A 23,342-nucleotide genomic window follows, 5' to 3' on the forward strand; every position below is an offset into this window, starting at 1 on the left:
CTGTATACCATGAACCACAGAGCATATAAAGAGAACACGCCTCTGATCCTGCCAATGTACTACACATATCCGGCAGAGCAGGTGGCTTACACAGTGAAGAATGAATATGAGTATGGAACCGCATTTATTGTAGCACCTGTTACGGAGAAATCTGTCCAGGGCGTTGGAAGAGCCAGGACTCATGTATGGCTGCCAGAGGGTACTTACATTGATTTCTTCACAGGTCTGGTATATTCCGGCGACAGAGAGATGGATATGTACCGTGACCTTCATTCCATACCGGTTCTGGCAAAAGCAGGTGCCATTGTGCCGATGACTGAGGAAATATTTGGACAGGAAGCAGACAGAAATCCGGAAACTATGACCATCCGTGTATACGGCGGTGCAGACGGCAGCTTCCAGCTTTACGAAGACGACAACGAGTCCAACGCTTACCTGAAAGACGAGTGCGTTCTCACAGACATGGATCTGAAGTGGAGTACTGGCCGCTTCGCCATCCAAAAGGCAGCAGGCAGGCTGGAACTGATCCCGCAGAAGAGAACCTGGACTGTAGAGTTCTGGGGTGTGAAGGACACCGAGGTTACCGTCGAAGTGGAAGGTACAGTGGTGGAAGCTTCTAAAGAGTATGATGAAGCACTTGGCTGCCTGAAAGTAAGTGTTCCGGAAATCTCTGCAACCTCTGAAATTATCATTACTCTGGGAGCTCCGGAGCTTCGTGAGAATGATGTGAAAACTCAGGTATTCAACCTTCTCAACCAGGCTGAAATCCCATACATGGAGAAAGTAGCCATCATGGAAATCCTGGACAAGAAGATTTCCAATGCCGCCAAACTCACCCAGCTTACCGCAATGCATCCGGAAGAAGGAATTGTGGGAGCAGTGGGAGAGATTCTGACTGCGATAGAGTAAGATATAAACAGAATATGAAAGACAGTAAAAAGCCCGGGAGTATTTGCTCCCGGGTGTTTTAATAAGCTGTTATTTAAGAGGGGGGGGACAGTCCGCATATAGCATTGAAGTATTTTTCAATCTGTTGAGCATTTAAAATCAGCAGTAAATTTCAAGAGGAATCTGTGCAAAGGGAATCACATCGGGCTGTCTGTCGGGGTGATCTGCGATGATCTTCTCCATCCAGACCATATTGTACCAATGCCCGAACTTGTAAGCGCATTTGTGAAATTCCCCTACCATAGAATAGCCCAGATGCTGATGAAACTGAATGCTGTTATGGTTCAGATATTCGTCATCCACTACAGGACTGGCGATGCAGGCATTCAGATTGGTCATATTCTGGGCGGCAAGCGCTTTTTCCAGAGAAGCGTAAAGCGCCTTGCCGATTCCGGATTTCCTTTCGGATTCTCTTACATAGATGGAAGTTTCCACAGACCAGGCGTAGGCAGCCCGGGCGTGGAGCGGTCCTGCGTAGGCGTAGCCTGCGATTTCGGTACATGCACTGCAGTTCCCTTCATCCTTGATGCCTGGTGCGGAGCTGTTTATTCCCCGTTCGGCTACAAGATAAGGATAATGCTGTAGTGTGTGTGCAATTCGCTTCCGGAATTCTTCTACAGAGGGAACTTCATATTCGAAGGTAATTGCAGTGTGCTTTACATAAGGTGCATAAATGGAAAGGAGCGCCTCTGCATCCTCTGGGGCTGCCGGGCGGATAGTAACTGGTAATGACATGGCAGGATTCCTCCTTTGTAGTTGCAAACGAAAATTTTAGCTGTATTATAGCACATATGATGAAGTGCAGTCTTATTTTCGTAAATTTCGTTTTAGAGCATGTTTGAAAAAGGCTTTCTGCAAGATGTGCGTCACAATTTGTGGGAGATTGCGGGAATGATTTTTCAAACACGCTCTAGCAGATTTTCAGCATGTTTTCCAGAGCAAACAGTTTATCAGCAGCAAGTAAATCTTCAAACGCATTCAGGTTCAGATCCGAATGCTCCAGCTCTCTGGAGAAACGGTAACAAATATCTATCTGGTCTTCCAGACAGAACACCCGTCCGTTTTTCAGGTAAGCTCCCATATCCAGCTCATGGATCAGCAGGGTGCAGACCACAGCCATTTTTACCTTGGCGAAAACTTCGCCGTCGTAAACAGCACCGCAGAAATATGTGTAAATCCAATACACAAGCAGCTGCTCTTCCTGAATATTCCAGTCCGGGTAAGCCTTTTCAAAGTCGGCACGGTTCTGAGAGTAAACGGAGGTGGGGGAAACGCCGGAAGCTTCTGCGCTGCCATAAAGCGCCTGCAAATTTTTTTTCAGAAATTCCTGCCAGCCCGGTCTGAGAACCTCCATTCTGGGAACAACCGCCTTCCACATGGTCTTCAGAAGTTCATCTGGCGCAGCCTTTTTATTCATATGCTTCTGCACCTTGGAGGTAAAGGCTTCGCCATATCCGGAGGCTTTATGGCGCTCCCGGATCTCTTCCCATTTGAAAAGCTGGTTCCGGTCTACGCAGCGCTGGAAATCACTGGCTGCAGCCAGTATCTTCCACATACGAAGCCGCATGGGAATCTGCCGGTTCTGCAGCACCTCAAGAAAGTATTCCCTGGTATCTTCAAGGGCTGTGAAAAGCATATAGTCAAAATCATCATAAGTTTCTTCCGGGGAGGGAACCTCCGCTGTCTGGAAGGTTACCTTTTCCCTTCTGCCAAGCAGAATCCTGGCTGCCTCCGGACAGGAAAGAGACAGGGAATATTCCCGCAGACCTTCAAATTCTTCGATGTGCCGGGGATATTTCCGACAGGTGTCGCAAAGCATTCGTTTTCCAACCTCGCTGTAGATGTCGCAAAGGCTGTCCTCATTTAAAAATGCACACCGCTTATCATACTGACGGAAAACCTTCTCCTTCCAGTCAATATCATTATGAAGGCGATTCCGGAAAGTACCCTTCACACGCTTATATTTTTTCAGGCTTTTGTCATCAATGACGATCTGCCAGCCGGCACAGCAGGTGTCGGGACAGGCACCTGCAATACAGGAAAACTCTTTATAATAATCAGGTCTTGTAATCTCCATAAAAAACCTCCTAGTAACAGTGATCAGTATATTTCAAATACAACTATTGTAACGGTATTTCAAAGCTGTGTAAATCCTCTGGACAAAAAAAGTTATAGATGGTTGACATTCATGCGGTGGACTGTTAAACTCATATAGGTAAAGTTAGGATCGGAAAGAACTTAGGCAGCTATTGACCAGTCCGCGAACGATAGCTTTCTGATACCTGCACTGCGATAATTAAATCTTGACAGTTCTGTTGAAATTTCCAAAACAAATTTTAAGAATTTCAGACCGAAGAAAAATTCACATGAAACGACAGAAATATCAGGACATGATAGCACCCATATTATAAAAGCTGTCAGCTTAACAGTAAAACGGAAACTGGCGTGGGGGGGGGTACCTGCACCAGCGAGGGAAATTATAAAATGAGTGAAGTTATAACTAAACAAAAGATTCTTATAGCGGATGATTCAGAAATGAACCGCGAACTTTTAGCTGCAATTCTGGAAGAGGAATATGATATCATACAGGCGAACGACGGTGTGCAGGCAGTTGACTGCCTTCAGAGGCATGCCGAGGAGATTTCCCTGCTTCTTTTGGATATTGTTATGCCCCACATGGATGGTTTCGAGGTTCTTTCTTATATGAATAAAGAACACTGGATTGATTCTATTCCAGTTGTGATTATTTCGTCAGAAAATTCACCTATTTACATAAAACGTGGGTATGATCTGGGCGCTACTGATTTTATCGAAAAGCCCTTTGATGCAAATATGGTATTACGCCGTTCGGCCAATGCCATACTTCTGGGAGCTAAGCAGCGCCGAATGACCAGTATTGTTTCTAATCAGATTTACGAGAGAGAAAAAAGCAGCAAGCTGATGATCAATATCCTCTCTCATATAGTGGAGTTCCGCAATGGGGAGAGCGGACTTCATGTGCTGCACATTCAGACAATTACAGAAATGCTGCTTCGCCAGCTGGTTCAGAAGGAAAATAACAGATATGCCCTGAGCAAGGAGCAGATCCGGATGATTACCACAGCCTCTGCGCTTCATGACATTGGCAAGATCAGTATTCCGGATGAAATCCTGAATAAGCCAGGCAGACTTACAGCCGAAGAATTTGCAGTAATAAAGGGACATTCCATGGCAGGAGCCAATATGCTGTCAGAACTGCCACTTGACCAGAAGGAGGAGCCTCTTGTCAAGACTGCATACGAGATCTGCCGCTGGCATCATGAGCGCTACGATGGGGGCGGATACCCGGATGGATTAAAAGGGGAAGAAATCCCTGTTTCAGCACAGGTTGTGGCGTTAGCTGACGTATATGACGCATTGACCAGTGAGAGATGCTATAAAGATGCTTATTCCCATGAAAAGGCCATCGAGATGATACTGGCAGGACAGTGTGGTGCATTTAATCCGTTGATGTTGGAGTGCCTTCTGGATATTTCTTCTTCCCTGAAGAAAAAAATGGGCTATAAATCTAAGGAAAGGTATGAACAGACAGATCTTTCTGATATTGCCAGCAGATTTCACGATTTTGAGATGGATTCCTCAGAGAAAATTGTGCAGCAGCTGGAATTTGAGAGAATGCGCTATAATTTTCTGGCAGAGGGCAGCAGAAATATTGTTTTTACTTATACCATTTCACCGCCGCTACTCACTTTTAACCAGGCTGGCTGTAAACGAAGCGGGATTACAGAACCTTCATTTTCCCCGTTGCAGAGCGGTGTGCTGAAAGACCTTGTGGAGGAGCAATCCCTGAAACGGCTTATCCGGAAGATTACCCAGGCCACCCGGGAAACGCCGGACGTGACAAGCAATCTTTTTCTCACAGATGGAAAAAATCCCTGCCACTACCGGTGCAAATGCAGGGTAATCTGGACTGATGGTGCTGAAAAAGGCTATACAGGCGTTGTTGGAAAGCTGACAGATATTACGGATGACTATATGGTTATGGAAAACGTCCGGGAGGAAGGTTTGAAAGTCCTGGAAAAAGACCGCAGCGCAGAATTTTCCAGTTTTTATGACCGATTTAAGAAATGCGGCTTCTCTACAGATGGAACGGAAGCATGGCTTTTGCTTCAGTACCTGCAGATCTCCTATGATCTGGTTCGATATGTAGATCCTATAACGAATAAGGTTATTCATATAGAAAAAGACGGAAAAATGTGGGAGAGTGAAACTGCCTGCTCAGACATATGGAATTGTCTGGAAAAATGCAGCAACTGTATTTCCAGACTCAGCATGCAGACCAAGAAGCGCATGACAAAGCTTGAGGTTGCAGGGGATGATCCATATCAGGTGGTATCCATGTATGTAGAGATTGACGGGAAACCCTGCTGTCTGGAGATGGCTTCCAGGATAGATGGTGATTTTATGCCTGATGGGTATTCCAAAGATGAGATCTTGTCATCTGTAAGGATTCATAAGGAGAAGGTTTATATAGACCCGGTAACCGGAGTTTATAATAAACGCTATTATGTGGAGAAGCTGAGCAAGATGGACAATGCAGCAGCTCTTATGTTTGCAGATATTAAGAACTTTAAAAGAATTAACGAGAATTTCGGACATCAGGCTGGAGATGATGTGCTTCGCCAGGTGGCTGGTGTGCTTCGGGATGCTGCGGCTGGCAAAGGCGATGTGCTCAGATATTCCGGCGATGATTTTGTGACAGTATTTTTTAAGGCTACGGAAGAGGAGCTTTCCGAAATCCAGAAGGAAATGTGCGGAAGAGTAGAGGCTCTGAGATTCCCGGAGCTGCCTGGAGTGCAGCTGAAGCTTGTTACTGCCGGTACCAGTATACCGGGCAGGGTAGAGGAAATGCTGGAGCAGGTAAGAATATAAAAAGAAAGTCCCGGCGGGCAAAACCGCTCGGGACTTTTGTTATTTCCTAAGTGCGTTTGATTTTCCAAACAGGTTCAGGAATGCAATATTTACAGAATATCTCTTCTCTTAATGTATCCAGGAAGTGCCGGATCTGAGACAACCTCCTTCACATGAAGGATTTTGACCATCTTGTCTACTACCTGATTCTCTACATGTACGCCCTCACCGATTTCAGCACCGGAAAGAATCACACTGTTTTTGATCACGGCATCCTTGTGAATAATGCAGCCACGACCGAGAATGGAATTCTCAATGGTTCCCTCCACCTGACAGCCGTTGGAAACGACAGAGTTGCGAATCTGGGCGGTTTTATAATAGTGAGTCGGACAGGAATCATTGGTACGGGTATAAATTGGCCATTCCGGATCGAAAAGTGTCTGTGCAGCCTTGATATCGATCAGATCCATATTGGCATTGTAATAGCTCTGGAAATCTGTGATGGAAGCGAAGAAGCCGCGGTGGGAAACTCCTCTTACATCCAGCTCATCATGCAGCTCATTGATAATGTCTGCAAGAGTAAAGGCTGAAGAAATTGCCTTTGCCTTGCGGATCAGCTCGATAAACAGATCCTTCTTCATAATGTAGGTGTCCATGAAAATATTGCGGTTTTTGGCATTTCCGTGGTTTGGCTCAATGGAGAGCACACCCTTTTGCTTATTCAGATTCAGGATATTACAGTTCAGATAAGCATCCTTCGCATTGTCTACTGCGTGATAAAGCAGGGTAATGTCAGCCTCAGACTGGATATGCTGTTCGATCAGCTTGGAAAAATCAGCAGTATAAACCATGTAATCTGGTGTGATTACCACATACGGATGATGCATTTCTTCGATGCATTCCATATTTTCGTAATAGGAAGCAATATCGGTGTTATAGATATTGTTTCTCTGGTCGCTGTCAGTGAAAAGAATCTGCAGCCGTCCGCTCTTTGAGTTAATGTTATAATGACGTCCGGTGCTGATATGGGAAACCAGAGTCCGTGGTTTCTCTTTCACGTAGATCTGGATGCGGTCAATGCCGCTGTTGCTCAGGTTGGAAATCGGGAAGTCGACCATACGGTATCTGCCCAGGAATGAGAAAGCTCCGATTGGACGGTAGTCCTCAAGTCCCTCTACACGGATGTTTCTGGATGATGAGTTTACAATTCCAAATGCTTTATACATATTATTCGGCCCCCTTTACTCGTTTCGCGATCAGCTCGATGTGCTCACTGTCAGCACTTCCTACAAGAGCACCCTTGCCGATGTTTACGCCATTGGCAACAAGGGCACGTATTACGGCAGCACCATCTTCCACAATAGCACCTGGCATAAGTACGCTGTCAATTACCTTTGCACCTGGTCTCACCTTAGCTCCGGTAAAGATTACGGAATTGGTAACCTCGCCTTCAATTACACAGCCCTGGGTTATGTAAGCATTCTGGATCCTGGCCTCTGTGCCAATATACTGCGGAAGTGCGGTTACATCTTCGGTGTAAATTTTCCAGGTAAGGTCGCTTAAATCCAGCTCATTATCCGGGCTGAGAAGATCCATATTTGCCTCCCAGAGAGAATCTATGGTTCCAACATCCTTCCAGTAGCCCTTGAAGCGGTAAGCGAAAAGACGTTTCTCATCGCCAAGAAGAGTAGGGATGATGTCCTTGCCAAAGTCATGGTTGGAATCCGGGTTCTTCATATCTGCAAGAAGCAGCTTACGAAGAAGCTTCCAGTTAAAAATATAGATACCCATAGAGGCAAGATTGCTCTCAGGTACCGGCGGCTTCTCAACAAACTCGGTGATACGGTCTGTCTCGCCGTCAGTGTTCATAATACCGAAACGGCTGGCTTCCTTAAGGGGAACCTCGATAACGGCGATAGTAGCATCTGCCTGTCTCTCTTTATGGAAGGCAAGCATCTTGTCATAATTCATTTTATAAATGTGGTCACCGGAAAGTACCAGAAGGTATTCCGGATCATACTGATCTATAAAATCAATGTTCTGGGAAATCGCGTCGGCTGTTCCGCGATATACGTCGAGTCCGGTGTCTGCTTTCTCACGAGGCGGAAGTACATATACACCGCTGTCCTTGGAATCCAGTCCCCAGCGTCCGCCAGCTGCAACATAACTGTTCAGCTCAACTGACTCATATTGTGTCAGTACGCCTACTACATCGATGCCACTGTTGGCACAGTTACTGAGGGGGAAATCAATGATACGGTATTTACCGCCGTAGGAAACTGCCGGTTTAGCCACTTTGTTGGTAAGATCGTGAAGACGGCTGCCACGGCCGCCTGCCAGAATCATTGCTAACATACTGTTCTGTTTCATGGTGAACCCTCACTTTCATTTCTTTAAGGTTACTATTCATAGCAATGAGTCTGTGAATAGTAATACTTTAAGGTATATTATACAATATTTTCGTTAAAAGTACAATTTTTTTGTGCAAAAATATTGTAAAATCCAGATGAAATTTAACTAAATATTCACTGGTAATTCTGTAGACTTTTCACAGCCTCGATGTCTTCCGGCTGTACCTTCAGGTTGGAAGTGAAAGTTCTGCCGTCCGGTGTGGTGATCTGAACCTCGATCACGGTTCCTTCGGAAATGCCGGCCCGCTGCACGGCGGAAACAAATTGTGGAAATTTCGGGTGACGCCTTGTAAAAGCGCTCCACAGGTTCTTAAGTTCAAGTAATTTCATGGGGTTAATAGCCATTTTTTTATCCTTCCTATCAGGCGCCAGAGTGTGTTTGGAAAATTGTTCCTGCAAGCTGCATGCCGCACTTTGCAGAAAGTCTTCTTTAATACGCTCCGGGACGATTGAAACGGTTCCCTCTATAACCGATAAAGTCCAATTCTTTACTGCTTTAATTTGCAGATGTGCGCTTGATGCCTAAAGTATACCAGAAAAAAATCTGCACTGCAATGAAGGGCTCAAATATTCACATATTTAGCGAAAATTCACAAAAGCGGCTTTACATGCTATAGGAAACATTGTTATAATAGACGAAAAGAACGTAGGAACAGATAAAGTGCGATATGAAGGAAAAAGAAAAAATATCAAATTTTTGCAGCAAGAGGTGTGAAGATGGAAGAAAAAAAGAGGTATAATCTTGGAGTCCTCATCGGAGGAGTGCATACCTATTTTCCAAAAGAGCATATCAAGGGGATTTCTGAGGCAGCGGCAGAGCTGGACGTAAATGTCTGTTTTTTTCTGGGAACCCGGACTAAGGACTTTTTCGAAGATGTCCTGGGCAGCAAACAGAAAAATTCCTATGACTATCAATTTAATACCATACATGACTACAGCCTGATCGGCGGACTGGATGGTCTGATTATTAATTATGGAACACTGGGAATCCAGCTGCGTGAGGATGATCCCAATGAATTTGCCCGGAAATATAACGGGATCACCACGGTTTTTCTTACGGAAATCGTGGATGTGCCCAATTGTCACTCCTTGATCTGTGACAACAAAGGCGGTATCGCGATGGTCATTTCCCATCTGGTGGAAGAGCATCATCTGTCCAGGATCCTGTTCGTGGCAGGACCGGAGCATAACACAGATGCCATTGAGCGTAAGGAAGCTTATCTGGAAACCATGAAGAAATACGGGCTTCCTGTCACTCCCGGAATGATTGCCCAGGGGGACTATTCCGAGTTTGTGGACAAACAGGTGGAACGTCTTCTGGATAGCAACCCGGATGCCCAGGCCATTGTGTTTGCCAATGATGAGATGGCTTTTGCCGGCTATCGTGTCTGCGAGAAGCGTGGGCTTGTGGTTGGCAAGGATATTATGATTACCGGATTTGATGACTGTGAGCGTGCATCCGGGATGGAACCGCCTCTTACCACAGTTCAGCAGGACGGAGAGCTTATGGGTAAAATGGCAGTCTACGATCTGGTGAACCGCTTGGATGGAAAAGATCCCGGAAAAGAAGCAGTATCCAGACGCGTGCCAGTTTCTTTTGTAAAAAGAGAATCCTGCGGCTGCGTGTCAGAGGATGCTTCGAGGAAAGAGACACCAGTGGGGCTTGGTGCCCAGGTGCACAGGCTGAATAAGACAATTGCAGGAATGAAGCTGGAGTTGATCAGTTTTCAGAGGAAATCCTGGTTTATTCCGGTTCTTGCCCGGGATTTAAACGACTGCATGGATGACGAGCAGGCTTTTCTGAAGGAAATTATGGAGAAAATGCGGGAGCTTCATACAAGATGCACGCATCTTTTTCTCCTGGATGAACCGATTGTTTACGATGGCAAACGGAAGTGGACCTGCCCTTATAACCTTCATCTTGCTGCCAGCTATGAGAATGGCAGGATCGTTACCAAGGCGGCTTACGAGAGACCTCTGGTCATGAAGGAAAACGGAATCTGTGATCTGATGGAGGATGAAGAGCGCCACCAGTTTATGGTCTTTCTTCTCTTTTCCGGGGAGAAGCAGTATGGACTTCTGGCCTGCGACATTGACCAGGAGGATTTTCCTTTCTTCTATGTGATCAGTCTGCAGATCGGTCTGTCCTTGCATTATCTGGAGATCAGCAAGGCAGAGGCGGCCAGACGGCTGGAGATGTCCAGGGATATGGAAGAGATTAAGGAGAAAAACCGCGTTCTTGGCATTATTTCCGAGTATGATGAGCTGACCGGACTTTTGAATCTGCGTGGGTTTATGGAGCACACCAAGCGGGTTTGCCAGGCTGGGAATGGCCAGAGAGCGTATATGATCTACGGTGATCTGGATCACTTAAAAGAGATTAACGACACCTGGGGGCATCCGGCAGGGAATTTTGCACTTAGGAGTGTTGCTGAAATATTAAAGGGATGTCTGCGCAGCAATGATATTCTGGGCCGTGTGGGCGGTGATGAATATATTATCATGCTGGAGTGCGAGGAAGCCGATTTCGGGGAGAAGTTCCGGGAGCGTGTGAAGATGGCATGTAAGCTGTTTAATGAAAAATCCGGCAAGCCGTTCCTGGTGGAGATTTCCCTTGGAATTGCCGAGTTTTGCCCCAATAGTTCAACAGATATCCAGCAGGTGATTTCCTTTGCAGACCAGCAGCTTTATGAGGCAAAGAAGCACAGGAAGAAGTCGGTGAGCAGGATGAATAACGAAGGTGCGTGAGGCAAAGGGGCTGGAGCGGTATCTCCAGCCCCTTTGCCCAATCAAAGAGAAACCACCAGTTGAACTAACTGGTGGTTTCTGACGAATCAATGCTTAAAATGGGAGAGCAGTTTTTTTAATACACCTGACCGTTTAGAGGTACTATCTGTGGCGGGGGCTTCCTGGATGCGGTGGCGGAAGTCAGCCAGGGTGGTGCACTGGGGCATGATTAGTTTGGCTTGTTTTTTGAATTGGGTAATATTGTTATAATTTTTTGTAAGGCTCTCAAATTCCGGAAGAAAAGTGAGATAATCGTAGTACCACTTGAAAGAAGGCGGGAATGCTTCAAGAGGCGAAATATCAAGCTTCTGCGCAAACGCCTGGGTCTGCGCAGTAATCTCTTCTGAAATTTCCGGGATTTTTTTGTATTTGCGATACCAGATAAAAATGTCAATCAGTTCACGCTCCATTACGATGGCCAGCTCGCGGCCCTGAATATTGTATTTGGTACATTGGTTCATGATCAATTGCCAGGAATCAAATTCACAATGGAAGTTTCTGGCACGGTTTCCTACAAGGGATGCGCTGTTATTCACACGGTAACGGACAATCTGCTCGTGAGTGAGCCAGATCCTGTTGGCAGTGAATACGGCTTCGCTGTAGAAGGAGCGGTCGTTGACACAGATCAGATCGTTAAAGCGAAGCCCCTTTTCCAAAATGAATTTCCGTTTGTAAATGGCATTCCATGGAACTACACTGATGTGGCTGAAAATTTCGGGCGCCTGGTGGAAATTCAGAACTTTATCGAAGCACTCAGCGGGCACATCAGACAGTGCAAAAAGCGGGGTATCGGAAAGCTCGCCGGTCTCATTGTCAAAGCAGACGGCGCAGCCCTTTACCATGTCGGCACCCGCCTGTTCAGCAATGGACAGGTATTTCTGGTAGGCACCTTTTTCTACAAGGTCATCTGCATCAAGAAAGTGAAGGTAATCACCATGGGCTTCTTCGATTCCCTTATTTCGACAGGCTCCTGCAAACCGGGTCTTTTCATTGAGGAAAAGGCGGATGCGGGAGTCTTTTTGCTGGTAATCTTTTATGAGGGCAACAGAAGCGTCGGTGGATGCGTCATCCACACAGATCACCTCCAGCTCCTCTGGATTTCCCAGATCCTGCTGCAATACACTGTCCAAAGTGGCTGTGATATATTTCTCAGCATTGTGAACCGGGATGATAGTGGTTAATTTCATAGGTAAATCCTTTCGTAAGGAATGGGTTATAAAAAAGCATTCCCACAAATTGTGACGCACATCTTGCAGAAAGCCTTTTTCAAACACGCTCTAGAGCATTCCCTTATCTTTATTTTTGCCAGAGCTTTGCGTCAGCTTCAATCCGGTAAGCTCGGCAGGCAATTCCAGACTTCCTGTATCCTTTAACATTCTGCAAAGAAATGCAATCTGGTGCCTGTAAGGTCTTGAGGTACTGTAGCGCTCTGGGTTAAAGGTGTCAAAAGTATAGGACGCTTTTGGCGCAGCAGCCAGAAGCGTAGCAACCGTTTTTATACTATCTGTGGAAGTGATTACGACTTCGTCGAATCGTGTCCCTCCCATGCACTTCTTATATTCTTCTTTCCCCAAGTCCAAAATATGGGACAATGGATAGAATGAGAAAAGTCCCATCCGGCTGGTGAGCACACTTGCCAGCTTCCAGCGATTACCTTTCTCGGGATCCGGCTTCAATGGCAGGCTGGAACAGTCAGGTGATAACTGTGCCAGATATTTGGCAGAGTCTGTATTGCGGAAATCATTGTATGCAAGCCAGAATTCTTTTTCCGGTGCCTGTGCTGCCAGGGCATTAAAATCCCGAACCAGATTCTGGGAAAGCTTCCGCCCTGTAAAGAACAGGATGCGTGTGCGCGGTGCCGGTACATCATCGGAAGAAGCTGGAGCATAATAGGGCAGCGGTCGTCCGTTTAAGAGAGAATCTGCAATATCTGTGAGAAGATATTGTGGGGACTCCTCGAAAATAGTGGCTTCTTCCGGGGAATCCTTTGCTGCCTGTAAATCATGATTATTTTCCATTTGCAGAGAGCTTTTTTTCGAAGAATTCCAATTGTGCTCCTGGGAATCGAACACACGGTCTGTATCAGAAGTAAACTGGTCAAAAGGTGCTGAATGTAAAGCTTCATTTGTGGCCATCTTCTCAGACATCAGCTCTAACTGTCTGATATATCGTACTAACTCCGGTACATTATCAAATGCAGGATATTCCGGGTGAAATATATCACAAAGTGTGGAGTGCAGATTGCAGGAATGATTTTTCAAACAGGCTCCAGAGCTCTCGGGCAGACAGGAAGTGGTTTCCTGCAGGACAGGAGCAGCTGGTACAGTCTGATGGTCACTGGTTGCATTTTCGTGTCGAAGAAATGTACCGCACAGAAATCGCAGAATCTGTGTGCCTGTGGTGAATCTGGCAGAAAGTGCATTGTGATAATCCGATATAAAAATATCACACGCCGCAGCGAAATCCGGTACATCGAAATCTTTTGGCATTTCTTTTATATGTCTAAATTCAGAAAAATCAATTTCCCTCTCATGGTCCAGATGCAGATACAAAACCTGATGATCGGAAAGTTCACAGTCAAATATGTAGAGGGCTGCCATGAAATTCCAGAATGTCTGCTCGGTGTCCGCAATATAGGATCCTGGAAGCAGCGGCGCATACAAAATAGTCTGCATGGAATCCATCTGCAGGCTGCGGCGGAGCTTTTCCCTGTGTGATTCATTGGGAATCACCGGAATGTGGGTGGAAGAACCGATAATGTAAGGCGTTTTGCAGATATTAGCTGTCATACATTCCTGCAGGTAAATATCCCGGTTCTGTACATTGTTAAAATACAGGCAGTCTGCCATAAACATAGTATGCTGCCAAAGCCCTGTATCAGCGGTGGAATCCGGTGTGTTCAGAACGGTTTCCGGATACAGATTGTGTCCGCAGTAAAGCAGCACAAACTGCCCCTCTTCCTTCCGGAAATAGTAGGGCAAAGGTCCGTCTGTGATCACGTAGCCGGAGAGTGCAAGTGCCTTGCCGTATTCTTCGCTATCCGGGCACACCAGAGTAATATTCTCAGACAGAGCTGTGCTGTCGGAAAGATAGCGGTTCAGAAGAGCCTGGAACAAGGCATGCTTCTCCTGAGTCAGGGAGACAATGATCTGGTGTTCTCCAAAATTCCTCAGAAGATGCACAAGCAATTTCAATATCCAGGTAGGAATTTCTTTTCCACGGCTGGCTTCCAGAAGAATCTGCTCCGGATCAGGAGCAAGGCTTCCGGTATAGGCAAAGCCATAAAACTGAGAGGAAGTTTTTTCCCGGTGGATCATCTCAGCAGGCTGATAGCTGGGAGATGTTTTGTGAGAAAGCTTGTAATCCTTTATCCAGGCTTTCTGCTGCTGTACGGTCATTCCGTTGCAGGCTTCTACGAAAGAGATCATTTCCTGTCTGGAACCATAAAGACAGAGCAGTCGCCCAATATGTGGCGGAAGTGAATATCGGACATAATGATTGTTCTCCCAGTCTGGAATATTGGATTCCATATAATCGAAAAGCTCATTGATCAATTGCAGCTTCAGTTCTTTCTGGTCAGTCTCATAGTTGGTGAGAAGCTTCCAGAAACGGTAGAAAAAATGGCGCACAGCAATGAAATCCAGCTCTGTCTGATATTGCTCAAACAGCCCCAGCTTCTCCATTTCTTCCTTCATAAAAATAATGGCATTCCGGATGTGAAGGGTGGAAGGCGTGAGACGGCTGAGGAATCCTACATTTTTTCTGTAATTATAGAAGCACTGATCCACGTATCCGATGGAACGGGCTTTCACAGCCAGAAGATAGGCCACCGGAAGATCTTCAAACCGGATTCCTTCCGGGAAACAAAGTCCGTTAAACAGATCTCTGTGAATGAACTTGATCCATGGGTATGGAGAAATCGCAGGTAATTCATAAGGCTTGTCTGCAACGCGGAAGTTCTGATTATGGCAGGATGCAATGTATTCCTTACGGACTCCGGTCTCAGAGTCTACATTATAGTAACGGAAAAGAACCAGGTCGTTTCCGTCAGCGGTAGCTTTTTCATAAAGAAGTCTGCAGGCGTCAGGCTCTACGAAGTCATCGCTGTCTACAAACCAGACATATTCTCCATGGGAATGGGCAAAACCGTAATTTCGTGCCCTGCTGACGCCGTGGTTCTCTGTGGAAAATATAAAAAGCTTCTCCGGATTTAACGACTGATAAGCCTGCAGAATCTGCAGGCTTCCATCTGTACTGCCATCATTGACAGCTACGATCTCTATTTCCTCAAGTGTCTGTGCCAATAAGCTGTCCAGGCACACGCTCAGGTATTTTTCCACGTTATACACCGGTAAAATGATGCTGACTTTAAAAGACTTCATCAAAAACTCTCTACCCCATTCCTAATTCCGATATTTCAAGTCAAAATTGCAGTTATTTCGTCAATCTTTTACCTATAATAGTACCAGTTCGACAGGGGGATTTCAAGGGGAAAAGGAAGGAAGAAACTTGTTTATTTTCTGTTTATCTCTTTCTCACCAAATGAACACATTTATATAGTACCATGGAAAACGAGAAGGAGGGTTTTTACTTATGACTGACAAGGAGTATTATGAGCTTATTCAGCCGTATGAGGATGCGATGAAGCTATTGCTGACACGTCTGGAAGTGCTGAACCACTCTATTTATAAAACAAAGACGGGGAAACCCGTTCATAACATACAGTACCGGATCAAAAAGAAGGACAGCATTGAGGAAAAACTGGTGCGTCATGGTTTCGAGCCAACCTTGGAAAATGCCAAGGATCAGTTGCAGGATATTGCGGGGGTGCGTATTATCTGCTATTTTGTTGGTGATGTAAATAATCTGATAAACATGTTAAAGAAGCAGCCCGACCTTATTTTCATCCGTGAGAGAAACTATATTGAGAGCCCCAAGCCCAACGGTTATCGCAGCCATCATGTCATTCTCGGCGTAAATGTCTGCTGTCTGGATGCAAACGAATACTATCCGGTAGAAATCCAGCTGCGCACCATCTCCATGGACTTCTGGGCCGCCATGGAACACCGCGTCTCCTACAAGAAACAATACGACAACAAAGAACAACGTGTAGCCGAACTTCTCCAATACTCCAATATACTGGAAAAGATGGAAAAGGAGTTTGAGAAATATAATGATCATCCGGTTGAAATGTGAGTAGCAATCTGATAAAATAAAGAAAACGTTTGTTCGAAGGAGGCTATAAACATGGTGTTTGTAAATGAAGCATGGAACGGAACTGGTGAAATTGTAGTTTACAGTAACTATCATAAATATTGGCTGGACAGAGAACGAAAGATAAAGAATCCATTGTTTGATGTGTTTAGCGGGAAAATATTGGATTTGAAGGATAGGAAACCATCGGCGATTAAATATTTTTACAATTTACTGGATTGTGAGATATGCCCCGGAGTAACTATTTGTGTGGTACCTTCCAGTAATGCGGAAAAAAGAGAATCCGGAATTGGAAAACTAGGAGAAATGCTTGCTGCCAATGGAAGGGATAATAAAGTATATTTTTTAAGGAGAAGCCATTCAATCAACAAGCTTGCAACAGGAGGAAGCAGGAATCTGTCAGTTCATATGCAGTCTATTGATACGGTAGAGGATATAGACATAAGCGGAGACATTGTATTATTGATGGATGATGTAACTACAACTGGAAACTCTCTGTATGTCTGCAAAGAAATTTTATTAAATCGTGGAGCCGCTAATGTAGAAATGTTTGCATTGGGTAAGGCAATATAAAATGGAAAAGCTTATGGAAGAAAAGAAAACAACACTATGGCAGGAAATAAAAATCTGTCGAGTTGATGAAACAAATTATCCACATGATTTGAAAAAAATAAAAGACCGGCCAGAGGTTTTGTACTATAGAGGAAATATTGATATTTTGAATAAGCATAAAAGTATTGCGGTTGTAGGATCACGTAAGATATCGGCTGTAGGTGCTAAGTTGGCTTATAATGCGGGCAGTATTATAGGCAAAAATGGTTTTAATCTTGTAAATGGTCTTGCACTTGGCTGTGATGCAGAAGCTCTAAAGGGGGCTCTGGCAGCAGGGGGGAAATGCGCAGTGGTTCTTCCTTGCGGAATAAATGAAATATATCCGAAATCTAATCAATGGATTGCAGAAGAAGTTTTAAAGCAGGGCGGATGTCTTATTAGCGAATATCCCGAAGGAACAAGACCTGAGAAATATCGTTTCGTGCAGCGCGACCGACTTCAAAGTGGCATGTCTCAGGGGGTTCTGGTAGTAGAAGCTATGGAAAAAAGTGGTACTATGCATACTGCAGAGTATGCAAAAAAACAGAATCGCCGCCTGGCTTGTTATTATCACGGTTTGTTGAAATATTCTACAGGAAATAATGTTTTGGAGAATTTATATCAGGCAGCAGTGATTAAAACCAATGAGGATTTAGAGAACTATTTATGTGAAATTGCAGATATAGAAGAATATACGCAATTGAGTTTTGATTTTGTATAACTATTTCCCCACGAGAAACAGAAAAGCAGCATTGTTTCTCGTGGGGATTTTTATGTTCTGTTTTAGTACAAATTTTATTGAAAAATATTCTACATCATTTCTACTTTTTTATCTTATTTTTCGTACGGAATAAATGGCAAAAATGCCGTAGTTCGCATACTCTTTTCATATTCTAACAGTTGCGAAAGACCCTGACTTTTGCAGCTAAATGGATATAAAACACCCGTCAAACCCAGTAAATACAGGGCTTGGCGGGCTTTCTGCTTTGTCAGATTTTCATGGTGTTTTTTCTATTTTTGGGTCTTTGCTAAAACTTTTTTTATTTCCCCTAGCGTACGGATACGTTTTCCAAAATCAATATCTGTAACTCTTTCGATATCTTTTAAAACTTCATCGTAATAATCAAACAGATAATAGTTTTGCTGGATTAGGTTGCATTTGGCTTTTGACAGAGATTCCAAAATAGTTCCGATGCTGTATTTTCGCTCCAGTTTATTTTCCAGTATTCTAGCGATTGTCAAAGCTACAAAACAGGTAAGGAAATGTGCTTCGATATGTTCTTTTGTTCAGACATACACGGGTCTGGCTTCCAGTTCACTTTTGGTTACTTTAAAAGATTCCTCAATTCTCCATAAACCTCGGTACATATCGATAATCTCGTCGTCAGATGTCTCCATTTCGCTGGTTAAGAGCATGTAGTAACCATCCAGTGATTCTTCCTCCCGGATTTTGTCCTCATCAATGTCCAGCCCAGAAGAGGCGGTAAGGATTTCTCCGGTTTCTTTGTCATAGTCTATTTTTTGACATATTTTGCAGCACCATAAGACGTGGCTCTTGTATAATTCCCTGGATTTTTTGCCAGGTCTCTTGCTTTTGTCAGTGCAGCTTCACGCTCTGCTTTTGCTCGTTTGGCATATTTTTCACTCCAGAAGACAACCTGTTTCTCATTTACCTGCTTTTTTATTTTTTTGCCCGAAACAGAGGATACTTGGATTGTTCTTGGAGATTTGCGGGATTTCCGCTTGTATTCTGTACCAAGCCATTCATAACCTTCCTGTTCCAGAACATAGTCCTTGATGCTTTTTTCTGCGCCCCGGATGGACATACTGAAAACATATCCGTCATGAGTGGGCGTGTTGATCGTGTACCAGATGTTATCACCTGTTGTCATTCCTTTGTCAGCAACGGAAATGACTCTGCCAAGATCAAACTGCTTTTTGATGCGTCCAAAGTTAGGTCTGTAGGTCAGACAGTTATTGGTATTTCCGGGAAAAAGCTCATAAGTAATAGGAATTCCCTGATTATCCATGAAAAGTCCCATCTGCACAATTGGATTTGGACGATGTTCTTTTGAAACTCCTTTACGGAGAAAATCGGTTTGCTCATCTGTCTCAAAATAGTAGTTTGTAACATCATAATAGATGAGGCTGGTATCCCTGCCATAATTCTCTTTGATATGGTCATTTAGCCAGATCTGCAAGTTTTCTTTATGTTTGTCAAGGAAAGACAGACAGCGGTAAACATCGTCTAAAGAGTAGTCTGTTTTCTCAAAGAAATGTTCCCGATCATCATAGGAAGATTTCTTTGAAGCAGGGAAAAGAAGTCTGGAATAGACCAGCATCTTCATGATGGTATTGGCATCATACTGTTCTTTTGAGCGGCGCTGCCGGTTCGTTAGAAAAGTATGGAGACCGAGCTCATGGTAGATCTGGCTCAGTGCAGCATAGCCAAAGTTTTTTCTCAGCTTGTCACCTAAACAAAGGCAATCAGAATCGTAAAAAGTAAAGTGGATGGGAGCCTGTCTGGCTGCTTTTTCAGCTTTTAGCTGCTCGACTCTTTTTTGAAAGTGAGCAATAGGGTCATCATATTTTTTTTCTAATTCGTCTAGCCAGCCAATAGATTCTACTGTTTTCTGGCGGGAGCATTTCTTAGCTTTATCGTAATAGGTGTCAACAATGGAAAGGCGAATCCGACCATTCAGGTTTGGTGTTTTTTGAGGTACATAGCAAGCACTCCGTTTCGTATAATATTTATTGCACCACAAAACGATACAAAACGCTAGTAAAATATGACGAAATTTAAAAATAAAAAAAGCCTGAAAGCAAGGAAACAAAAGGCTTTCAAGCGATAAGTGAGCATATGTTACTGCAAAACTGTGGTGCATGGCGAATCTCGTTGGGCTGCGGTTTCGGTCGTTCGCATCCTTCAAAATGAAAAGTACAAGGGAGATCTGCTTATGCAGAAGTATTATATCCGGGATTTTCTTACGAAAGAGCTGGAAAAGAACGATGGAAAACTGACCCAGTATTATGTGGAAAATGATCATGAAGCAATCATAGAGCGGGAAATATGGGACGCGGCACAGCTGGTATCCCAGAGAGAAAATCTTCTGTCAGGTTGGGAGAAAGATATTGCCCAGGGAAATGCCCTGGAGCGCTTACGCGCAGCACAGATGAAAGAGCTGACCGAAAAGTATCCTGACTGGTTCCAGGTGGCGAAGAATACGAGAATGGTGATTGGGGAAATTATAATTGGGGGTGATAAGGGGTGTGAGATTTTGTTTATGGATGGCGTAAGGCTGGTGACGGATTAGAGCGTGTTTGAAAAATCATTCCCGTTACCAGGGGAATAGGCTGTGAAGAAAGAAAGCAAAAGAATTTAGCAGACTTTCGAAAAATACTTGTAAATCAAGAACTTCAATGTTATTATGATAAAAAGCATATTTCTCATATAGTTCAAGGCATATCCGCCATCTGATTTATCTAATCACACATCAGAAATCCATGCTTTTTACCCATTAACGAAGAAGAGCAGGAGTTCTGAATGAAAGGTATGTATGCTTAGCTTGTCTTTTCTGACTCCTGCAAAGAAAAGGAGGACCAGCCTATGGTAAACAGAAACTACAAGGTCACGATATTCCGGATGCTATGAAGGCAGTAACAGGGAATTGATGGAACAGTGCCAGATACTAAGGGAATATGCAATATATGTAGCGCGGGTTCGTAAATATGCAAAATATATGCAACTGGAAACAGCTGTTCAAAAAGCTGTAGATGAATGTATTCAGGAGGAAATTCTGGAAGAATTTCTTCGGAAAAATAGAGCGGAGGTTATCGCAGTGAGTATATTTGAATATGACAAAGAAGAGGAAGAACGTAAATTGAGAAAAGCTGAGTTTGAGGCTGGGGAGCAAAGTGGAATACAAAAAGGAATACAAGAGGGAATACAGGAAGGAAAGGAATTGAAAACAAAAGAAATTGTCAATTCGTTACTTCAGGATGGAATGGGCATTGAAAAGATTGCGGCTTTACTGAAAATTAGCAAAGAACATGTTTTGGAATTAGCAGGAAGGAGCAAAAATTTATGAAAAAGAATCACCACCTTCATCGGCTGGTTCGTCTTTGCCTCATCATTTCCCTGCTTCTGCTGTGCAGTACAAGCCAGGTATTTGCCGCTGCAAAGGTAAATCTGAAAAACACCAAGATTAAACTATCAGCCACCAAACTCACCTACAATCAAAAAGTCCAGCGCCCGAAGGTAAGCGTCACCTATAAGGGCAAAGCCCTGAAAGAGAAGAAAAACTATGTTCTGAAGTATTCCAAGGGCTGCAAAAAGGTAGGCACCTATACGGTTCAGATTATTGGAAAAGGTGCTTATACCGGCAAAGTGAAAAAGCAGTTTACCATTTTGCCTCCAAAGACCCAGGTAATGGGTGGTTATGTTGGAAAAAAGACTGCCAGTGTGGTAATAAAAAGGCAAACCGCTCAGACCAGCGGTTACCAGCTGCGCTATGCCACAAATTCCAAATTAAAAAATGCGAAAACCATAACAGTCAAAGGAAACAAAAACAACACCGTTTCCCTCAATGGACTGAAAGCCGGAACTACATATTATATGCAAGCCCGTACCTACATGGCCATTAAAGGAAAGAAATATTATTCCAAATGGTCTTCCACAGAACATTGCAAAACAAGCGGAAAGTCAAAAGAAAATACTTCAAATACAACGCCTGCCCCTAAGCCGGTTCCGAAATTAACGCTCGAAGAGGGAAAAGCAAATATAACCCTGGAAAGCGGAAGGTATTATGAGATTGAAATTTCAAATGGAATCAAAGACATTAATATTTCTGATCCGGCTGTTGTATATTCCACAGATGAAGCTGAAGGCGGAAACAGCCACTTATTTGCGACGCTTGAGCCTGGGAAATGCGTGATTACCATCACGGATATTTATGGACAAAAAATTACTTCCACGGTTTCAGTTACCCAGAAGCTATACAATCCGCATACTGAGACTTCTTATGTAGTGACATCTGAAACCGTTGACAGCACACTTCCTGTTCCCACCATCAAGTCAATAGATTATGGTGACGGATGGGTGGATGTGAACTGCCCGGGAACTTTTTCCCAGTCAGATCCTTATGTTGGTTACGAAGGTTATCTTTCTTACAATGATAAGTTTGCATACAGTGTTCAGGATATGCGAACAATCGGTGAAGATGACGGGATAGGAAGTGTGAGTTTCTATTATTTAGACTCAGGCCGCAGTTATTATGCAAAAGTACGTTCTTACACCATCCGCAATAATGTAAAAGTCGTTGGACCGTGGAGCGAAATTCGTAAAGTAGATTTGCCAATATATGATACGAAAGGCATAACACCTGCTAAATATACCTATGAAATTTATGGTTTGGACAAGCAGAAAGCAGATATTTACACACAGTGTATCAAACCTCTTTTTATAAAAACAGACAATCAGGATCTGAATTCTTTTAGACTGATCTGTGATGGAGAAAGCCCTTTGATAAATGTGTATTCAGGTGGAACAACGCACATATATGATGATATTCCTTATGAAAACGGCGATTCCGAGACCACTTCCCTGAAAAAAGTAAAAGGCGGTTATATCGGATATGTATATTTTGAAAAAGCAGGAACTTACGATATCGAATTCCGAGAATACTCCATGTCTGGTTACACGGTTGCAAAAACAGTGGCATTAAATGTTATGGATTATGACCAGGCTGAGAAAGCATGGATGACTGACATTATCAATAAAGTTACAACTTCCGATATGACTCCATTTGAAAAAATGGACGCTGTAAGTGATTATCTCACAGAGCCAGGTCGCTTCAAATATGTAACGGTACATGGAAATTATCTGGTATCTCTGGCTGCAGAACCTAATACTCCATTTTTTGTATCTTATCGTTGGGATTCCTGCACATCACCGGCAGCCCTTTGTGATTTTGCAAAGTTAATCGGTGGTTTTGACGATATTCACAATTGTTATGGCGATTATCAGAGAGGTACTGAGGAATGGTCACGCTGGCATTATGTGGCTAAACTTACGATAGGAAGCGAAACACGAAATTACGCCGTATGCCCGATGAGCCCAACCGGTGAAGTCGGCGAAACACAGATGATCGACCTGACAGACCTTAGTAATATGAGGAAATTTGGGTGATTTCAATTTAAATAATTCTTTTTACCGGGCAGGCCAGAAGTCATTTCTGGTCTGCTTTTCTGCACAATTCTTATGAAAATCATATACATAATCCTCAATTTTTTTGATTGACATTGCCCTTCGTTAAGTCGTATACTTAATTTACTTTTACAAAAGAAAAATCTAAATCTGACCATTCGGTCAGGTAATTCCATTTCGTTATGAATATTTTGCGTGGGGATGAAATAGTTGTTGTAAAGTTGTACTTTTTGTATACTAATACTTGAAAAATACAAAATATATGTATATACTAATGATAGTACAAAATGTTCGTT

At 43.8% G+C, this 23,342-nt stretch carries 20 protein-coding genes and 2 pseudogenes; 11 read left to right on the top strand and 11 right to left on the bottom strand.

Annotated features, from left to right (window positions below; genetic code table 11):
* A partial coding sequence (locus AB5170_RS15580) for a DUF5110 domain-containing protein (protein WP_368365098.1) occupies nt 1-909 on the top strand: 909 nt, incomplete at its 5' end.
* Nucleotides 910-1,047: 138 nt separating this feature from the next.
* Here AB5170_RS15580 and AB5170_RS15585 read toward each other — a convergent pair.
* Genes AB5170_RS15585 through fliB form a run of 3 tightly spaced genes read right to left on the bottom strand, consistent with a single transcriptional unit; the run spans nt 1,048 to nt 3,025 of the window.
* Nucleotides 1,048-1,683, bottom strand: a complete 636-nt coding sequence (locus AB5170_RS15585; protein WP_347087660.1) for an N-acetyltransferase family protein — start codon at nt 1,681-1,683, stop codon at nt 1,048-1,050.
* Nucleotides 1,577-1,855 carry a DUF6783 domain-containing protein gene (locus AB5170_RS15590; protein WP_368357188.1) on the bottom strand — a complete coding sequence of 93 codons (279 nt, stop codon included), beginning with the start codon at nt 1,853-1,855 and terminating at the stop codon, nt 1,577-1,579. The genes AB5170_RS15585 and AB5170_RS15590 overlap by 107 nt, the downstream gene beginning before the upstream one ends.
* A 3-nt stretch (nt 1,856-1,858) precedes the next feature.
* A complete protein-coding gene (fliB, locus tag AB5170_RS15595; RefSeq protein ID WP_256144135.1) occupies nt 1,859-3,025 on the bottom strand; it encodes a flagellin lysine-N-methylase in 1,167 nt (388 codons plus the stop codon).
* 407 nt (nt 3,026-3,432) lie between these two features.
* Between fliB and AB5170_RS15600 the strand changes: the two genes are divergently transcribed.
* Complete coding sequence (locus tag AB5170_RS15600) at nt 3,433-5,859, top strand: HD domain-containing phosphohydrolase (protein ID WP_173772804.1); 2,427 nt, start codon at nt 3,433-3,435, stop codon at nt 5,857-5,859.
* Between the two features lie 89 nt (nt 5,860-5,948).
* Here AB5170_RS15600 and glgD read toward each other — a convergent pair whose 3' ends face one another.
* The 4 genes and pseudogenes from glgD to AB5170_RS15620 all read right to left on the bottom strand — a co-directional run.
* A complete protein-coding gene (glgD, locus tag AB5170_RS15605) occupies nt 5,949-7,064 on the bottom strand; it encodes a glucose-1-phosphate adenylyltransferase subunit GlgD (RefSeq protein ID WP_173716097.1) in 1,116 nt (371 codons plus the stop codon).
* A 1-nt stretch (nt 7,065) separates the two neighbouring features.
* The gene (locus AB5170_RS15610; protein ID WP_173716098.1) at nt 7,066-8,208 is read right to left on the bottom strand and encodes a glucose-1-phosphate adenylyltransferase; all 1,143 of its coding nucleotides are present in this window, start codon (nt 8,206-8,208) and stop codon (nt 7,066-7,068) included.
* Between the two features lie 155 nt (nt 8,209-8,363).
* Complete coding sequence (locus AB5170_RS15615; RefSeq protein WP_179962529.1) at nt 8,364-8,594, bottom strand: hypothetical protein; 231 nt, start codon at nt 8,592-8,594, stop codon at nt 8,364-8,366.
* A gap of 16 nt (nt 8,595-8,610) precedes the next feature.
* Nucleotides 8,611-8,670 (bottom strand): annotated as a pseudogene (locus tag AB5170_RS15620) (DUF6783 domain-containing protein); the annotation flags it as partial.
* Between the two features lie 296 nt (nt 8,671-8,966).
* Between AB5170_RS15620 and AB5170_RS15625 the strand changes: the two are divergent.
* Entirely contained in the window at nt 8,967-10,997 is a 2,031-nt protein-coding gene (locus tag AB5170_RS15625; RefSeq protein ID WP_173716099.1) for a diguanylate cyclase, read from the top strand.
* 86 nt (nt 10,998-11,083) lie between these two features.
* Here the strand turns inward: AB5170_RS15625 and AB5170_RS15630 are convergent, their stop codons facing one another.
* A complete protein-coding gene (locus AB5170_RS15630; protein ID WP_173716100.1) occupies nt 11,084-12,223 on the bottom strand; it encodes a glycosyltransferase in 1,140 nt (379 codons plus the stop codon).
* Between the two features lie 38 nt (nt 12,224-12,261).
* Between AB5170_RS15630 and AB5170_RS15635 the strand changes: the two genes are divergently transcribed.
* Both AB5170_RS15635 and AB5170_RS15640 read left to right on the top strand, forming a co-directional pair.
* The gene (locus AB5170_RS15635; RefSeq protein ID WP_368361440.1) at nt 12,262-12,372 is read left to right on the top strand and encodes a DUF6783 domain-containing protein; all 111 of its coding nucleotides are present in this window, start codon (nt 12,262-12,264) and stop codon (nt 12,370-12,372) included.
* Nucleotides 12,373-13,270: 898 nt separating this feature from the next.
* Nucleotides 13,271-13,753 carry a hypothetical protein gene (locus tag AB5170_RS15640; protein ID WP_368365099.1) on the top strand — a complete coding sequence of 161 codons (483 nt, stop codon included), beginning with the start codon at nt 13,271-13,273 and terminating at the stop codon, nt 13,751-13,753.
* Between the two features lie 1,266 nt (nt 13,754-15,019).
* Here the strand turns inward: AB5170_RS15640 and AB5170_RS15645 are convergent.
* Nucleotides 15,020-15,418: pseudogene (locus AB5170_RS15645) on the bottom strand (glycosyltransferase family 2 protein); the annotation flags it as partial.
* 211 nt (nt 15,419-15,629) lie between these two features.
* Here AB5170_RS15645 and AB5170_RS15650 point away from each other — a divergent pair.
* The 3 genes from AB5170_RS15650 to dprA are packed head-to-tail and all read left to right on the top strand — an operon-like array spanning nt 15,630 to nt 17,562.
* The gene (locus tag AB5170_RS15650) at nt 15,630-16,232 is read left to right on the top strand and encodes a GTP pyrophosphokinase family protein (protein ID WP_368361434.1); all 603 of its coding nucleotides are present in this window, start codon (nt 15,630-15,632) and stop codon (nt 16,230-16,232) included.
* Nucleotides 16,233-16,283: 51 nt separating this feature from the next.
* Nucleotides 16,284-16,823, top strand: coding sequence for a phosphoribosyltransferase (locus AB5170_RS15655; protein ID WP_195478654.1), 540 nt, complete (start codon nt 16,284-16,286; stop codon nt 16,821-16,823).
* Between the two features lie 13 nt (nt 16,824-16,836).
* Nucleotides 16,837-17,562 (top strand): DNA-processing protein DprA, encoded by a 726-nt coding sequence (gene dprA, locus AB5170_RS15660; protein WP_195478655.1) that lies wholly within the window; start codon nt 16,837-16,839, stop codon nt 17,560-17,562.
* Nucleotides 17,563-18,128: 566 nt separating this feature from the next.
* Here dprA and AB5170_RS15665 read toward each other — a convergent pair.
* Complete coding sequence (locus AB5170_RS15665; protein WP_330386326.1) at nt 18,129-18,257, bottom strand: hypothetical protein; 129 nt, start codon at nt 18,255-18,257, stop codon at nt 18,129-18,131.
* A gap of 98 nt (nt 18,258-18,355) precedes the next feature.
* Nucleotides 18,356-19,606, bottom strand: a complete 1,251-nt coding sequence (locus tag AB5170_RS15670) for a hypothetical protein (protein WP_202030784.1) — start codon at nt 19,604-19,606, stop codon at nt 18,356-18,358.
* Between the two features lie 114 nt (nt 19,607-19,720).
* On the opposite strand from AB5170_RS15670, the gene AB5170_RS15675 reads away from it, so the two are divergent.
* The 3 genes from AB5170_RS15675 (at nt 19,721) to AB5170_RS15685 (ending at nt 23,028) form a co-directional block, all read left to right on the top strand.
* Complete coding sequence (locus AB5170_RS15675; protein WP_207748695.1) at nt 19,721-20,155, top strand: recombinase family protein; 435 nt, start codon at nt 19,721-19,723, stop codon at nt 20,153-20,155.
* 525 nt (nt 20,156-20,680) lie between these two features.
* Nucleotides 20,681-20,929 carry a hypothetical protein gene (locus AB5170_RS15680; protein ID WP_226854216.1) on the top strand — a complete coding sequence of 83 codons (249 nt, stop codon included), beginning with the start codon at nt 20,681-20,683 and terminating at the stop codon, nt 20,927-20,929.
* Nucleotides 20,926-23,028, top strand: coding sequence for a hypothetical protein (locus tag AB5170_RS15685; RefSeq protein ID WP_173772522.1), 2,103 nt, complete (start codon nt 20,926-20,928; stop codon nt 23,026-23,028). The genes AB5170_RS15680 and AB5170_RS15685 overlap by 4 nt, the downstream gene beginning before the upstream one ends.
* Nucleotides 23,029-23,342: the final 314 nt, after the last annotated feature.

The sequence above is a fragment of the Ruminococcus sp. RTP21484sp1_RTP21281st1_A8_RTP21281_210402 genome (genome assembly GCF_040914025.1).
GTDB lineage: Bacteria > Bacillota > Clostridia > Lachnospirales > Lachnospiraceae > Blautia_A > Blautia_A faecis.